23 protein-coding genes are annotated in these 14,752 nt (G+C 34.7%); 13 read left to right on the forward strand and 10 right to left on the reverse strand.

The genetic code is table 11. From position 1 onward, the window contains the following. The first annotated feature begins 85 nt into the window (after window positions 1-85). The 3 genes from tatA to tatC all read left to right on the forward strand — a co-directional run bounded on the left by tatA (window position 86) and on the right by tatC (window position 1,417). Window positions 86-289, forward strand: a complete 204-nt coding sequence (gene tatA, locus BAZO_RS04805) for a twin-arginine translocase TatA/TatE family subunit (protein WP_003330185.1) — start codon at window positions 86-88, stop codon at window positions 287-289. A 34-nt stretch (window positions 290-323) separates the two neighbouring features. Continuing rightward, window positions 324-521, forward strand: a complete 198-nt coding sequence (locus tag BAZO_RS04810) for a twin-arginine translocase TatA/TatE family subunit (RefSeq protein WP_003330186.1) — start codon at window positions 324-326, stop codon at window positions 519-521. A gap of 77 nt (window positions 522-598) precedes the next feature. Then, window positions 599-1,417, forward strand: a complete 819-nt coding sequence (tatC, locus tag BAZO_RS04815; RefSeq protein WP_039957000.1) for a twin-arginine translocase subunit TatC — start codon at window positions 599-601, stop codon at window positions 1,415-1,417. A gap of 31 nt (window positions 1,418-1,448) precedes the next feature. Here the strand turns inward: tatC and BAZO_RS04820 are convergent, their stop codons facing one another. After that, the gene (locus tag BAZO_RS04820; protein WP_003330188.1) at window positions 1,449-1,829 is read right to left on the reverse strand and encodes a globin domain-containing protein; all 381 of its coding nucleotides are present in this window, start codon (window positions 1,827-1,829) and stop codon (window positions 1,449-1,451) included. 159 nt (window positions 1,830-1,988) lie between these two features. Between BAZO_RS04820 and BAZO_RS04825 the strand changes: the two genes are divergently transcribed. Together BAZO_RS04825 and BAZO_RS04830 are read left to right on the forward strand one after the other, a co-directional pair. Then, window positions 1,989-2,216: a YozE family protein gene (locus tag BAZO_RS04825; RefSeq protein WP_003330190.1), complete on the forward strand. Its 228-nt coding sequence runs from the start codon at window positions 1,989-1,991 to the stop codon at window positions 2,214-2,216. Between the two features lie 109 nt (window positions 2,217-2,325). Further along, on the forward strand, window positions 2,326-3,138 hold the full coding sequence (locus BAZO_RS04830) for a CAP domain-containing protein (protein WP_003330191.1): 813 nt from the start codon (window positions 2,326-2,328) through the stop codon (window positions 3,136-3,138). 68 nt (window positions 3,139-3,206) lie between these two features. Here BAZO_RS04830 and BAZO_RS04835 read toward each other — a convergent pair whose 3' ends face one another. Continuing rightward, window positions 3,207-3,962 (reverse strand): DUF4931 domain-containing protein, encoded by a 756-nt coding sequence (locus BAZO_RS04835; protein WP_003330192.1) that lies wholly within the window; start codon window positions 3,960-3,962, stop codon window positions 3,207-3,209. Window positions 3,963-4,138: 176 nt separating this feature from the next. Here BAZO_RS04835 and BAZO_RS04840 point away from each other — a divergent pair, with 176 nt between their 5' ends. Then, a complete protein-coding gene (locus BAZO_RS04840) occupies window positions 4,139-4,402 on the forward strand; it encodes a stage VI sporulation protein F (RefSeq protein ID WP_003330193.1) in 264 nt (87 codons plus the stop codon). Between the two features lie 53 nt (window positions 4,403-4,455). Here BAZO_RS04840 and BAZO_RS04845 read toward each other — a convergent pair whose 3' ends face one another. From BAZO_RS04845 to trhA, 3 genes are all read right to left on the reverse strand, one after another. Beyond that, window positions 4,456-4,803 (reverse strand): hypothetical protein, encoded by a 348-nt coding sequence (locus BAZO_RS04845; RefSeq protein WP_003330194.1) that lies wholly within the window; start codon window positions 4,801-4,803, stop codon window positions 4,456-4,458. A gap of 16 nt (window positions 4,804-4,819) precedes the next feature. After that, window positions 4,820-4,996: a hypothetical protein gene (locus BAZO_RS04850; protein ID WP_157382066.1), complete on the reverse strand. Its 177-nt coding sequence runs from the start codon at window positions 4,994-4,996 to the stop codon at window positions 4,820-4,822. Window positions 4,997-5,063: 67 nt separating this feature from the next. Continuing rightward, window positions 5,064-5,714: a PAQR family membrane homeostasis protein TrhA gene (trhA, locus tag BAZO_RS04855; protein ID WP_003330195.1), complete on the reverse strand. Its 651-nt coding sequence runs from the start codon at window positions 5,712-5,714 to the stop codon at window positions 5,064-5,066. A 220-nt stretch (window positions 5,715-5,934) separates the two neighbouring features. Between trhA and BAZO_RS04860 the strand changes: the two genes are divergently transcribed. From BAZO_RS04860 to BAZO_RS04875, 5 genes are all read left to right on the forward strand, one after another. Further along, entirely contained in the window at window positions 5,935-6,813 is an 879-nt protein-coding gene (locus BAZO_RS04860; protein ID WP_003330196.1) for an FRG domain-containing protein, read from the forward strand. A gap of 46 nt (window positions 6,814-6,859) precedes the next feature. Beyond that, entirely contained in the window at window positions 6,860-7,771 is a 912-nt protein-coding gene (locus tag BAZO_RS04865; RefSeq protein WP_003330197.1) for an RluA family pseudouridine synthase, read from the forward strand. A 64-nt stretch (window positions 7,772-7,835) separates the two neighbouring features. Continuing rightward, window positions 7,836-7,982 (forward strand): hypothetical protein, encoded by a 147-nt coding sequence (locus BAZO_RS22275; RefSeq protein WP_157382067.1) that lies wholly within the window; start codon window positions 7,836-7,838, stop codon window positions 7,980-7,982. Window positions 7,983-8,109: 127 nt separating this feature from the next. Then, window positions 8,110-10,278 (forward strand): GDYXXLXY domain-containing protein, encoded by a 2,169-nt coding sequence (locus BAZO_RS04870; protein ID WP_003330198.1) that lies wholly within the window; start codon window positions 8,110-8,112, stop codon window positions 10,276-10,278. Between the two features lie 61 nt (window positions 10,279-10,339). Next, on the forward strand, window positions 10,340-10,519 hold the full coding sequence (locus BAZO_RS04875) for an H-type small acid-soluble spore protein (RefSeq protein WP_003330199.1): 180 nt from the start codon (window positions 10,340-10,342) through the stop codon (window positions 10,517-10,519). 46 nt (window positions 10,520-10,565) lie between these two features. Here BAZO_RS04875 and BAZO_RS04880 read toward each other — a convergent pair whose 3' ends face one another. From BAZO_RS04880 to phaQ, 5 genes are all read right to left on the reverse strand, one after another. Continuing rightward, window positions 10,566-10,871, reverse strand: a complete 306-nt coding sequence (locus BAZO_RS04880; protein ID WP_003330201.1) for a DUF3846 domain-containing protein — start codon at window positions 10,869-10,871, stop codon at window positions 10,566-10,568. Window positions 10,872-10,993: 122 nt separating this feature from the next. Beyond that, window positions 10,994-11,383, reverse strand: a complete 390-nt coding sequence (locus tag BAZO_RS04885; RefSeq protein ID WP_003330202.1) for a PilZ domain-containing protein — start codon at window positions 11,381-11,383, stop codon at window positions 10,994-10,996. A gap of 170 nt (window positions 11,384-11,553) precedes the next feature. Beyond that, window positions 11,554-11,994, reverse strand: coding sequence for a MaoC family dehydratase (locus tag BAZO_RS04890; RefSeq protein WP_003330203.1), 441 nt, complete (start codon window positions 11,992-11,994; stop codon window positions 11,554-11,556). A 33-nt stretch (window positions 11,995-12,027) separates the two neighbouring features. Beyond that, window positions 12,028-12,555 (reverse strand): hypothetical protein, encoded by a 528-nt coding sequence (locus BAZO_RS04895; protein WP_003330204.1) that lies wholly within the window; start codon window positions 12,553-12,555, stop codon window positions 12,028-12,030. Window positions 12,556-12,594: 39 nt separating this feature from the next. Beyond that, on the reverse strand, window positions 12,595-13,008 hold the full coding sequence (phaQ, locus tag BAZO_RS04900; protein ID WP_003330205.1) for a poly-beta-hydroxybutyrate-responsive repressor: 414 nt from the start codon (window positions 13,006-13,008) through the stop codon (window positions 12,595-12,597). Between the two features lie 185 nt (window positions 13,009-13,193). On the opposite strand from phaQ, the gene phaR reads away from it, so the two are divergent. Next, window positions 13,194-13,607, forward strand: coding sequence for a polyhydroxyalkanoic acid synthase subunit PhaR (gene phaR, locus BAZO_RS04905; RefSeq protein WP_003330206.1), 414 nt, complete (start codon window positions 13,194-13,196; stop codon window positions 13,605-13,607). A gap of 52 nt (window positions 13,608-13,659) precedes the next feature. Beyond that, entirely contained in the window at window positions 13,660-14,751 is a 1,092-nt protein-coding gene (gene phaC, locus BAZO_RS04910; RefSeq protein ID WP_003330207.1) for a class III poly(R)-hydroxyalkanoic acid synthase subunit PhaC, read from the forward strand. Window position 14,752: the final 1 nt, after the last annotated feature.

The following is a 14,752-nucleotide window of genomic DNA, read 5'->3' on the forward strand; positions in this document are numbered from 1 at the left end:
TACTATGAAAAAGCGTATAATATATTTATCTTAAGGTGGTTAATATCACTGCTAGATATTCAAATTGATGTAGGAGGAAATTATCATGTTATCGAACATTGGAATTCCAGGCTTAATTCTTATTCTAATTTTGGCATTGATAGTATTTGGACCAAAGAAACTACCTGAAATAGGAAAAGCCACGGGTCAAACGATTCGGGAATTCAAAAAGTCAACTAAAGAATTAACTAGCGATGTTGTAGAAGAATTTGATGAAGTGAAAAAAGAAGTAAAAGACCTTAAAAACTAATATAGCTTCCAAACAACTTTAGGAGTGAACATTTATGCTATCAAATATTGGTATACCAGGATTAATCTTAATTCTTGTAATTGCACTTGTAGTTTTCGGACCATCTAAATTACCGGAGATCGGTAAAGCAGTCGGCAGTTCATTAAAAGAGTTTAAAAAAGCAACAAGTGAACTGGCAAAAGATGATGATGAACCTAAGAAGATTGAGGAACAAAAGAAAGACACTATGTAATATAGAAGGTAGAGGGAAGGTGTAGGATCTATCATCTTACATCTTCTTTCCAGTTATACAGCTAAGAAATTAAACATATGCTCTCATCGTTTGGGGGGACTAATTTGGAACAAGATCAAAGTATGAATTTGGTTGGACATCTTGATGAGTTGCGGAATCGTATCATTATCACAGGTGTTGCCTTTATTATTTTCTTTATTGCAGCATTTATTTATGTCCAAGAAATATATGACTTTTTTGTAAGGGGATTGGATTTTAAGCTGACCGTTTTAAGTCCAACGGAGATCGTATGGGTTTATATGCAAATTGCCGGTATTGCTGCAATAGCATTAACAATTCCGGTACTTGCCTGGCAACTTTGGCTGTTTATTAGACCGGCTTTGAAACCTATAGAACAAAAGGTCACGCTTTCCTATATTCCTGCACTATTTATTTTGTTTATAGCGGGCCTTTGCTTTGGTTATTTCTTTATTTTTCCGATTGTATTTGATTTTTTACTAGGCTTAGCCGGCGAAAATATGCAAAATATGTTCACGATTGAGAAATATTTTGGCTTTTTGTTAAGAATTACCTTGCCGTTTGCCATCCTTTTTGAATTGCCTGTTATCGTTATGTTTTTAACAAGCCTTGGCATCATTGATCCAGTTAAACTGTCTAAAATTAGAAAATATGCCTATTTAGTATTAGCAATTGTTTCTGCCGTCGTTACACCCCCAGATTTCTTATCACAAACATTAGTAATGATACCATTGTGTTTGTTGTATGAAATCAGTATTCAATTATCTAAAGTGGTATATCGGAAAAAACTGAAAAAGGATAGAATGGCAAAAGAAGAATTTGGAATGCTGGACCCTGAAGAGCAAGAATTAATGGAAAAAGAAAAAACAGCAGAATAAAGCTTATGAATACTAAGTAAAACACGCCTGATCATTGGTCAGGCGTGTTTATCATTATGCCCGCAACTTGCTGTAAGCGGTCGTAAAATTGTTCGCGAATGGGCCCTTCTAAACCGATATCGTCCATTGCTTCTCTCATGCACGCTAGCCATGCAGTGGCCCTTGTTGGCGTAATTTCAAAGGGCATATGCCTTGCTCTCATCGCAGGGGGGCCGAATTCATCACTATAAAGAGTAGGGCCACCAGTAAACTGTGTTAAAAACATTTTCTGTTTTCTTTTAATTTCTTCCATATCTCCTTCAAATAAAGGACTTAGAATTGGATTTGCATAAACCTTTGGGTAAAAGGAATTCACAAGCTTTTGGATTATTTCTTCCCCACCAAGCATTTCATATGGAGTTTCAAAATTCATTCTATCACCTATTTTTCCTATTTATTATACTATAATATATCAAAAGAAGGTTTTGATAAAAGTGATTTATATCACACTTTCTATTATGGCATAGAAAATAGATTCTTGGTAAAATAATGTGAAACTTGTGGAACTTGTATATAGAAAGGACGTTATTCTTTGAAAAAACCATTTTACCAATTTGTACTAAAGTTTCGAACAACGAAAAAAGGAGATATACTAGGTCAATTTGCAGAAGAGGTTTATAAAGACCATAGTTTTCCTAAATATTCTTCAGATTATCACGAAATCAGCAGCTATTTGGAATTAAATGATACAGCCCTACATTCAGTTAGTATCTTTGACCAAGTGTGGGAAATGTATGAACAGGAAGTTATTGGATTATAGATAAAAATGTTTTTCTCAAATCATTTTGCCAACATTTCTAAGCAATATAATTTTCGTACAGCGGAAATTATAAAAAAGAAAGGGAAAAAAATTTGGGAGGAACAGACACGTGAAAATAAAATCACTAAAATTAATCGTAATGAGTGTATCATTGTCAATAATGGGTGCCTGCGGTGTTAATAATGCAAACGAGGAGCAGGATATTTTAAACCCTAATGCAGCTACCATTTCTAGTATGAATACATCATTAAATAGCGATCAATATCCGCATACAGTACCGATGCTAACGAATGGTGCGAAGTACGAATTTAGAATTGCGGATGGGCGTTCGGGTGGAATGTATAATTTTGATGGTGGAGATTACCGTCAACAAGAGCAGCAAAACCAGCAATATTTACAGCAGTACCGACAACAATTCCAACGGGTACCACAAGCTCCTCAGGAGCAAGTACAACAAGTGCCACAACAAGTACCAAAACAACAAGCACAACAGGCTCCAAAGCAACAAACACAGAAAACACAGCAAGCTGCTCCTACTGCAGGCATAAGTGCTGCTGAATCAAAAGTTGTGCAATTAACAAATGTAGAGCGGAGAAAAAATGGGCTGCCTGATTTGCAAATGGACACAGCTTTAAGTAAGGTTGCTCACGAAAAAGCGAATGATATGCAGTCCAAGCATTATTTTTCACATACAAGTCCAACCTATGGATCACCATTTGATATGATGCGTGATTTTGGCATTACTTATCGTTCTGCGGGTGAAAACATTGCCCAAGGCCAAACAACACCGGAAGAGGTTGTTCAGGCTTGGATGAACAGTGAGGGGCACCGTAAAAACATTTTAAGTGCTGATTTTACTCATATAGGAGTAGGTTATACACAGCAGGGAAGTTATTGGTCACAAATGTTTATAAAAAAATAATCACGAAATAAAAAAACAGGCTGTCTTAAACTTACCATTTCGGATAAATTTAGGACAGCCAGTTCCTTTTAAAAATAAAGCTTTTTAATTTTATCAATGACATAATCTGTATGATTAGATACTTGTGGAATGGAATATCCGACATAAAGTGGTGATGTCGGAAAACGAGGAATGACCTTAACAGCGATTTTTCCAGCATACTCGTAAAAAAACAAATTATAGCTATTACAATTTCGATTAAAGTGATTCAAAATATAGTGAGTGGCAATCTGGATATCCTCTGCAAAAGTTTTTAAGCCCGATTCAGCTTCCATGATCACATTAAATTCGTAAAAGCCCATTCTAGGGTATTTTGAAATGTTAAATTCCACCCCGTCTTGAATCTCGATCGGAACCCCAATAAAATGATCGTCGTGTAATGAATCCAGATAGTTAATATGATCGAGTCCAACAATTTGCATATGGGGATGACGTAGTGAACCACCGGATAATGGACCATGATTTTTGAAAAAAAGCACAGATTTATACTTCTTAGTCTTAATCATCTCTTTCCAATGGTTGAGTCCAAACGAAATGACTTTATATAAGTGCTCCTTACTATACTCGGATAATTCTGATTGGCATTCATCTGTCTCAATAATGACCGTTTGAAACGTTTTTTCTAATGTAGGATATTTATTTTTCAGCCAAATGATTGAGCCGTCAGTATCAAAAATATCTGTAAGTGCATCCCGCTTACAAAAAGGGCATGTTGTATCAGAATGAATTAGACTGTTTGGCTTTTGCGAACCAATCGAGGAATCAAATATTAAATGATTATGCATAATCGAGTTTGCTCCTTTAACAGTTTCCTATAATAAGTTTATTATAGATTTAAAGGCTTTACCACTAAAAAGCTAGTTTGATTATTAAAGCCTGTTTTTTCCGATTGCTGCACCTTCAAACAAAATCCTCCATACAATGTTAGTAACTGTAAATAGAAATGGAGGGCAATAAATTCATGCAAAATAAAAATAATAACAATAATATGTTTGGGAATATCGAGAAGAAAACAGGTGTCAATATGAGTGACATTTTGAAATTGGCAAACTCTTTATCTAATGCAAATTTCAAAGATGAAAACACAGTAAGAAGAGTGATCCAGCAGGTAGCACAATTAGCCGGTAAACGCGTTCCAAAAGAAAAAGAAGACATGCTAGTTAAATCAATTTTAAGCAATAATATGCCAATGGATTTAAACTCATTAACGAAAATGATGAAATAAGCTTCATGTACTAAATAAAGAGGCTAGCTCATTCGAGAAAGCCTCTTTGTGTGTTAATGAATGATTATTTCCGGAATGGAAATCATCATATCCGAAGACATTTTTGGTTCATAGCTTCGATATTTAATTAGGGCTTTTCCCTCTTTTAATACGGAGAGCGATAATATTTTTTCAGGTGACTTTCCTTTTGTCTCGAGAAGGAAATGAACGTCATTTTCAGTTAACGTATATTCATGAAGATCTATTCCTAGTAAATGGCGGCTTGTTTTAATCGTATTGGAATCATTTTTAATAAAGGAGGCCAGCTCAACTAAGGAAAATTTATTATTGTTTCCTTGAAGATGATGAACGGCTTCCTTTACTTTGTCCGTAATGGTATGAAAAATTGTTTTAAAATCCAAGACAATCCTCCTATATTTATCCGTCGTCTTCACTTTCATCCTGGGCATGTTCGATATAGTCATCTAATGGCAGGAATGAAAGGACTTCTTTTATGATTGTGTTTCCCTTTTGGTTAACCATTTCTTGTCCAAACGCATTTTTTGCCTTCACCGCTATTTTAATAGTATGAGCAAAGGCTTGTGACTTAGTCATTTCCATGTTTTCTCAAAGTGTGCATAAGATTCAAAACAAAAAGCGTTATCTCAAGCGATGCCCCTTTTTAAGCGTTTAAAGGTAAGACGTATAAGAATACAGCAAAGAAATGTGCAACAGAACCTAAAAGTACAAATACATGCCAGACTGCATGGTGAAAGATGAATCCTCGCCATACATAAAAAATAGTGCCAATCGTATAAAGAATTCCACCTGTCACTAATAACACCATACCGCCCGTTGAGAGACCAGCAGCAAGCGGCTTCCATGCAAATACTATAAGCCAACCCATTACAACATAAAGGATTGTAGAAAGGTATAAAAATCTTTTGCAAAAGAAGATCTTAAACACTACTCCTAACAAAGCTAGCCCCCATATGATACCGAATAAAGTCCATCCAACCCAACCTTTTATTACGATAAACAAAAACGGAGTATATGTCCCAGCGATAAATAGATAGATGGAAGAATGGTCCATAATTTCAAAAATATCTTTCGCTTTACCCGCTGGAAAACTGTGTACTAGCGTAGAGGAGACATATAAGAGCAGCATTGTCCCTCCAAAAATTGAAAAGCTGATGACATGGAGTACGGATCCTTCTAAACTTGAAAAAACTGTGAGTAAAACAAGTGCTGCAATACTAAGCAGAGCGCCGATACCATGAGTAATTGAGTTTACAATTTCCTCAATTTTTGTAAATGTATGCGTTGTATTCATGAATGATTTACTTCCTTTCAAAGTCGAATACTCAATAATTCGTATTATAACAGAAATGTCGTTGTTCAATGTATTTTAAAGTGATTTTTAAAAATATATCATACCGATATCAAAGTGCTATCAGAATGATAGGGTTGGCTACTTTTTACGGATAGTATAGACCTTTTAATGTTGGCAATAATCAGTAGTAGATTTTAACTTTATTCTCGTGGGTGAAAAAATGAAGAACGCACTTGATATAACCAATTATTTCTTTTCAGAAAATTGGCTTAAACTTTTAGAAGAAGTTACATTTTTTGCAAAGAAAAGCAGGCTTGTTTGGTATCGCGGTCAAAGTAACAATGCTTCCGAAAATGGTTGTTATCCTTTACTTTCAGGGCTTTTTAGACAATCATTTTCGGTAGAGAAAATTTTACAGTGGGAAGAACTAAGCTATAAACGCTTTTTTGAAAATGGCTTTGATTTACACAAAACGGAAAACCAATGGGACCTCCTTTATTTGATGCAGCAATACGGTGTTAAGACAAGATTATTAGATTGGTCTGAATCCTTTGCCGTTGCTTTGTATTTTGCTACAAGAAATTGGGACCATAAAACTTCTTGTTCCATCTGGCTTCTCGACCCTTTCCGGCTTAATCGAATATTTCACAATTTAGATGAATTAACAAGTATGCCAAAAACAATCGATTTCCTAGAAGCTAGGAAAGAATTCCAAAAAACAATGGCGTTAAGCCCTAGAATGAATACATATCGAAGTATGTTTCAAAAGGGTTATTTTACTCTCCAAGGCAATACAAAACAAGGGCTTGAAGAAGAAGAAAATGGGGTGCTTTTACGAGAACGCATCCTTAAACATATCAAAATAGATGTTGAACTTCGAAATGATGTTGAATTGTTTTTGGAGTTAAGCGGGATTAATCAATTAACGTTGTTTCCTGATTTAGGGGGTCTGGCAAGCTATGTTAATCAATGGACGACAACAGATTTAATGAAGCAGAAATTTCTTAAGGATACAAATGATCAAAATTCAAAATTGTTCAGACAAACCTCGTCAGGTAAGATAGAATGGAAAGAGGATGAAAATACGTTTTTACCGTAAATCAATTAAATGAAACAAAAATTTAGCAAAATAGGAGTTTAAATAAATGGACTGTGTAAAAAAAGGGGAATGGCTCCAAATCGGAGTACCACAGGAATGGGATCAGGTAAGCGTTGAAAAAATATTGAAGGAAAAATGGAAGGTCCCCAAAAAACTGTTACACCAATTTAGAATGGAAAAAAGGGTACAAGTAAATAGTGAGATCGTAACAAGATGGGATCAACAGCTTAAAAAAGGAGATAAACTGCAAATTCGTTTATTTGTCGATGAGGAATACGGTGCCGCCCCACAATATATTCCGATTGAGGTTTGTTATGAGGATGACCATGTGTTAATTGTAAATAAGCCTGCTGGAATCGATACCCATCCTAATGCCGGGGAACGTGATACACTGGCAAATGCAGTCGCTTATCATTTCCAAGCGGAAGGTCTTCGGACGAAGGTTCGGCATATTCATCGTCTTGACCATGATACTTCCGGTGGTGTCGTGTTTGCTAAACATGCACTGGCGGGCCCCGTTCTTGATCAAATGCTGGAAAAAAGATTGATTTCTAGGACCTATATAGCTTTTGTACATGGGCAAATAAAACAGAAAAAAGGAACGATCACCGCCAAAATCGGACGTGATCGCCATCATCCTACAAGAAGAAGAGTATCAAGCACAGGAGATTTGGCTATCACCCATTATGAGGTTCTCAAATACTACCCTAAGGTCAATGTAACATTAGTAAAGCTTAAATTGGATACGGGGAGGACTCACCAAATCCGGGTCCATATGAGCCATCTTGGATACCCCATTGTTGGCGATATTCTTTATGGTGGAAAACCTGTAGGTATCAAAAGACAAGCCCTACATGCGGAGCATATCCATTTTGTCCACCCATTTACCAATGAAAGTATTGACGTAGCCATCCCATGGAGTGACGATATGAAAAGGTTTCAGAAAACCTTGGCATAATTTCACTCCTTTTGCCAAAACTAGTATAGTGAACATTAAAATTTTGGTAAAAGGAGTGATTTGAATGTCAAATGAAAAAGAAAAACAGCATAAATTAAGCTATGAATCAGATGGAGTTATGGGTCATAATCGCCCGGAAAATCCTAGTGAGCAAAATCAAAACAATGAAATGGCGGAAGAATTTTTTAATGTAACGCAAAATAGCGAATGAATAGAAAAAGGATTGTTTTCGTTATGAACACCCACGGAAGCAGTCCTTTTTTGGTAAGTAATTGTAAGCTCCTTCCATAATTTACATGATATAATGAAGTGAGATGGTAAAAGGGGTGGTGGTTAAGGTGGATCTAGGTCGGAAACACGAATGGAAAGAAAAAGGTGTTGAGATCGGGTACGTATTGGGACTCTCACTAATACTAGCTGCTATTATTTATTTTTTTGCATCAAATTGGCCTGGCTTTGAGAAGTGGACAAAAATTGCCCTTAGTATTGGCTTGCTTATTTTGTTTTATCTTGTGTCCTATTTAGTAAAATTTATTTTCCAACGACATCCTTCATTAAGCTCCTTATTTTTATTTTTTGGTTCGTTATCATTTGGGGTATGTGTTGCCTTATTAGGACAAATTTACAACTCACATGCAGATAGTTATATGCTATTTGTCGTTTGGTCGATTCCAGTACTCTTATTAAGTGTTATTTCTAAATTTCAGCCATTTTATGTGGCATCATTCATTCTCATCCATTTAGCTGTCTATTTTTATGTGTTTCCATCTTCTGGTGTTCAATATGTTCCGAAAAACTATGCTCAATGGGTCTTTCTAGGCATAGCTATTTTAAACGGTATATTATTTTTTATAATTGAAAAAAATCTTATAAGATCTATTCCACTTCAATATTTAAGTTTGATTGTATTTCATGTTATTATGCTCGGGTTAACAGTAGAGAAGTTATTTGATCCGTTTAATGTTATTGTGAGTTTAATGTATATCGGTTCACTCGGATTTTTATATCGATACTTAACACAAAAAGAACAGAATAAAGGCTTTCTAGTCATACTCGGCTTGGCTTCGATTGCCTTTGTCATAATAAAATTTATTGAGTTTGTTATTTATACCAACACTGAATGGATCTTTCTATTTACTTTTATCCTTCCTTTTATTATTGTTGGCCTTGTTATTTATGGTTTGCGGAAATGGAAAGTAAGCGGGAAAGGGGAGGAAAAGCATTCCTTTTTCAGAAAAATTGTAGTAGGAATTACGACTGCAGTCGCATCGATTATCGCTGGAAGTTCACTTTTTGGGATTTCATTTTTGTTAATCAATGATATTCCGTTTTCCTTCTTTGCCTTTTTTTCAATCGCCCTAATTTTATTGGCCAAAATTAAATCGAATTGGGATTCAATCATTACGTACACATTATTATCCACGGCATTATTTATCGGGATACCGGCAACTTTTGAATCAAATTTGGGCATTGATTTGTTATTCATTGCCGGGCTGCTCTATATTTTCTGGACATTTAAAAATAGAACGATTCGATATATCGTCTACTTAAGTATGATGATTGTGATCACAGGCGCATTATTTGAACCAAATGAGTTTACGAAGGAATTTGTAATAGGCTGCATTTTATTAATTAATGTTGTATTGTATTTGATTTCTAACAGCATATCTAAAACTGCGGTCGGGCATATTTTAATGCATAATAGTATGTTTTATGGTTTATTATCATTTTTTATTTTAACATTCCTGTTTGAGGATCAAAAAACGATATATTATTTGACTAATATCCTGTATTTTGTGACGACAACTTTACTTGTATTATGGTCCCTTAGGAAGAGCTATTCGATTCGCTATCGTGTCTTTTTGGCTTTCTGGTTTGCCTTCATTGTTTACAAGTACTATGATCTTGTCTGGAGTTTAGTCCATAAATCTATAACATTCCTTATTACAGGACTGTTCGTATTACTAATAATCCAGAGGTTTGACAGAGTTCCTAAAGAGAAAATTTCAAGACATTTATTGTCGTTGAAGGCTGCCAGTATTATTGCAGTTATTTTCTTACAGTTGGCTATACTCGGTGTTCAAGTTGGGAAGAGTGAATCACTTCTTGCAAATGGTGATTTAATTAAGCTAGAGCTGGCACCTGTTGATCCAAGGTCACTATTGCAAGGTGATTATTTAGTATTAAGATATTACATTTCATCGTTACGAATTGAGGAAGACGGTTGGAATGAGGTGGTCCGAATTGGACTTATAGAAAACAAGGATGGGCTTTTTAGTTATAGCGGTCACTATGTCGTAGGTAAAGAAGTTCCTGCAGATATGATGAAAAAAGCCGATGTTTGGATTACTGGAAGATTGAAGGGATATGAAAATATCGAATATGGAATTGAAAATTATTTTGTACCTGAGGGGACAGGGCTTGATCTTCAGGAGAAAGTCCGTTACGCCTATGTTAAGGTTGCGGAAAACGGTGATGCCATGCTAGTAGAACTTGCAGAGGAATAGGTATAAATTTTCCATTCACTACAAACCATAATAGGGAAAAACGAAAAGGGAGTAATGAAAATTGGATATTCATCGTGCAAAACAAATCATCTCGTCTCCAAATGAAATCACAGTAACATATCACGGAGTACCTGTTTGGTTACAACATACAAATGAAACGGATCAATCTGTAAGTGTATTTACAAAAGATAATCCAAATGATGTTAGGGTTGTACCAGCCGCAGAGCTTAATGAAAAATAATTCTAACAATAAATGAAGGGAGCCCGGAAAGGCTCCCTTCATTTATTTAAACTAACGTAAAATCTTCTTTTCTAATGGTATGAATAATTTCATTTATTTCATCCTTAGAAAGACTGCGTAACCGATTATTCTCACGACCTAAAAATACGAAAGTGCCAGGAATATTTAATCTGTAAGTTCTGTTATTACTTTTGTTTTCATAGTAATCTTTGTTGCACATCACAATTATCGAAGGATGATTTAATGGCAGTGCCTTTACGTTATCACCAATAATCTCTTGTATTTCCCCATACTTGCCTTTTATAGACTTTATGCACGGTGGAAGATTGGGTTCGCATATCAGTATATTCATTACAAATCTCCTCGGTATAATCTCTTATACTATTGTAACATCAAAAATCCTGATGCAAATATATTAAAGTTTGGTAAAAATTTATGATATTCTTAACTTATTAAGAAAAAAATTCAAATTTTTCATGGTTTAGCTTTTTTTGATTGTACATTCTTCTCAGCATGTTTTTTTAATCCAGTTACAATACTTGCTGTTATTTCTTCACTACAGAGGAGCTTTATGCCATAGGAATAAACATTTAAAGACCATTCTTTTTTCTGCCATAGAATTATACCAGGAGTAATAAATGCTTGTTCATCAATTGGAAAATGTACTTCTATTTCTACTTTTTTTAGAGTTGGAGAAACATTGAGTGAAGAAATCATTTTTAAGCCGTTTGGGCTAATATCAATGATTTGTCCACTACCGAACTCAGTGTTAACCTCGGAATCGTCTATTTTAATGATTTTAAATGTGCAATCAATTGGTTTATTAAAGGTATAACGGAAGCTTTCCTGACGCCGAAATATCATATTATTCCTCATTTATTTACAAATTCTTCCCTTTTAAGTAGTATTATACAATAGAAACCCTATTCTTTTCCATATAAACTATTTAAAAAATTAAAAGTACCCAACACCGTCTTGGATTGCACGGTGCCAGGCACTTGGGATTTTTAAAGAAACTCTTGGCTATTGAAATTTTACATTTTCATAACTACGGCTGTTCCTTCTAAAACCATTTTTTCATATTGATTGTAAATATGTGTATTCATCTTGAGTATTTGCTTATCATCTCTTTTTTCGATTACTTCGCCTACAACGGTTAAGGTATCACCAATTTTTACAGGCGCCTTGAACTTTACATCTTGAGATAAATACAGTGTATTTTTTCCTGGTAGCTTTGTGCCAATTAAAGTAGAAATAAAACCGGCTGTGAGCAGTCCATGGGCAATACGTTCTTTAAACATCGTAGTTTTTGCAAATTCGTCATCCACATGAATCGGATTAACATCCCCTGTCACCTTTGCAAATTCCATCACATCATCGTTCGTAATCGTCTTCGTGTAAATAGCTTTCGTACCAACCTGAATTTGAGAATATGGGACATCACATACTTGGTTTGACTGTTCAATGAAGCTCATCCACATCTCCCCAATCTGTTTAACTTAATAAAGTTACTTTAGTAACGAAAGGTTTTGGGTTTGGAATTTTTCAAATTCCTCTGTAATTTTTTCAAAAACATTTTTCATCTCAAGAGAAATTTCATTAATCATAGATTTCATTTCAGAGCGATTTTTCTCTTGTTGCTGAAAGAGTTCATCAATACTTTTCTCAATTTGGCTTAAGTTTTGAGACATCAATTGTTTGACAGCGTTTTGTGGTGTAAGTGAGATTTTTGATACACGTTCGATTACATCCTCAAGCTGCTTTTGGATATTTTGTAGTGATTCACTTGTGTTTTCGTCTTGATACTTTTCTACTGTGGACAATGCTTTCACCTGAAACTTCTCAGTGATTGCTTTTAATTCCTTAGAATATGAATCTAATAATTTAAAATATAATTCCACCGCGTTTTTCTGTTGATTAAAGGTTTGCATAAACAAATTTTCAAATTGTTTTTGATTGCTATATACTTGCGTCAACCCCTCGTCCCATCGGTCCCAAATAAGATTAATGAAATATTTTGAGTCAAGTGCTGTCATGAATAATTACCCCTTTTTTATTATTTATTTTTATAGTTTCTAGTTTTCTTTTTCTTCGTCTTTCTTCTTACTATGCTGTGGAAAAGTAAACATATTGGTATAAACTGAAAAAAATTGATCAAGTATCGATTGGTAATGCTCAAGCGAATACACACAAGTTTTTAAGTATTGTTCACCTGCCTCTGTTAATGAATAAATTCTTTTTGCCGGTCCAGCTTCTGATGTGTCCCATTCAGACTTAACGAGTGTATCCTTTTCCAATTGTCTAAGCATCCGATATAAATTTCCTTGGTCAATCGTAGAAAAACCAAAGTCCATTAATTGCTGCAAAATTTTGTAGCCATGGCAATTAATATCGCGAAGACTTAAGAGTATGAATGGAACAATAAAATTTTTAGGAGCCTGAAAGGTTTGTTCTGATTTACTAGAAGAGTCTTTAGAATGATTTGTCATATTATTCACCTGCTTTAAAATGTTCTCCCTACATGTAATTTACACATAGATGGATCAATTAAGAACTAAAAAGTGTAAAAAATAAAATAAATTATTGTATTTTGAGTTTTTGGTTCTAATTCAGGTGCAGGGTCATAAGTTAAAAAGGGATTTAAAATAGCGGGTTTTTAGAAAGGAGAACGTCTGTGAACCATTCAAATACGATTGATCCATTTGAGATTTGGAAGAAGGTTTATGATCAAACGGAATCTTATTGGAGTAAAGTGCTGGATGAAAATCTTGCAACAGAAGATTTTTCGATAGGCCTTGGAAAAGTTCTTGATATGAATCTTCAATATAAAAAGTTAGTGAATGATTCCACGAGCGCTTATCTTGAACAAATGAATATGCCTTCAAAAGACGACCTAGCAAAGTTAGCCTCATTAATCATAAATGTGGAAACGAAAGTAGATCAAATAGAAGAGGTTGTAGAAGAGGCCATTGTTGTACAAGCAGACCAGGATAAACAAGCTAGTGAAATTAAGAATTTACAACATGAAGTAAAAAGGATTCATAGAAAAATGGATCAAATTTTAGAGCTACTGCAAAAACAAGCTTAAAACTAAATAGGAAAGAAATTAGGGTAAAAAAGAAGGGATGGCGAGGGGGCACATGGTAAATTCATTAGTAAAAGATTGGGAAAATGTATTTGAAGAAACAGTCCCAAAAGAAATTAAAGATTCGTATATACGAATTAAAAGGGCTTCTGAAATAATGATAACAGAAGCAGAGCCTGAGGTAGGTTTAACACCAAAAGAAGTGATTTGGACAAAAAATAAAACAAAGCTTTATCGTTATGTTTCAAGTCAACCAACTAAACATAAAACACCATTTTTAATGGTCTACGCGTTAATTAATAAACCTTATATTTTAGATATAACACCTGGCTTCAGTCTTGTGGAATATCTTTTGAATCGCGGCTTTGATGTTTATTTGCTTGATTGGGGTACACCGGGAGAAGAAGATAAGCAAATGAGGTTAGATGATTATATTCTAGATTATATTCCTAAAGCAGTTAAAAAAGTATTAAAAACATCAGGTGCTGATGAAATCTCGATGTTAGGTTACTGTATGGGTGGAACAATGACATCGGTTTTTGCTGCATTACATCCTGAGCTACCGATTAAAAATATTGTTTTTATGGCAAGTCCTTTTGACTTTGAAAATACAGGTCTTTATGCAAGATTATTAGACGAACGTTATTTTGATTTAGATAAAGTGGTAGAAACATACGGAAACGTGCCGCCTGAAATGATCGATTTTGGAAATAAAATGCTTAAACCAATTGCAAACTTTTACGGACCTTATGTAAGTTTAGTGGATCGTTCAGAAAATCAAAAGTTTGTTAACTCGTGGAAATTAATGCAAAAGTGGTTAACTGATGGAATTCCGTTTCCAGGTGAAGCTTATCGTCAATGGATTCGCGAATTTTATCAACAAAATAAGCTAATAAAAGGCGAATTAGTCGTACGTGGCCGAAAAGTGGATTTATCCAAGATTAAGGCGAATGTTTTGAATATTTCTGCTGAAAAAGATCTAATTGCAATGCCGCACCAAGTAGAAGCCTTGATGGATGCTGTTTCTAGTGAAGATAAACAATATGTATGCATATCAACTGGTCATATTTCGATTACTTTTGGTCCAAAAGCTGTTAGAGAGACGTTTCCAACAATTGCCGACTGGTTAGAGGAGCGTTCTAATTAAG

This window comes from Schinkia azotoformans LMG 9581 (assembly GCF_000307855.1).
Lineage (GTDB): Bacteria > Bacillota > Bacilli > Bacillales > Bacillaceae_J > Schinkia > Schinkia azotoformans.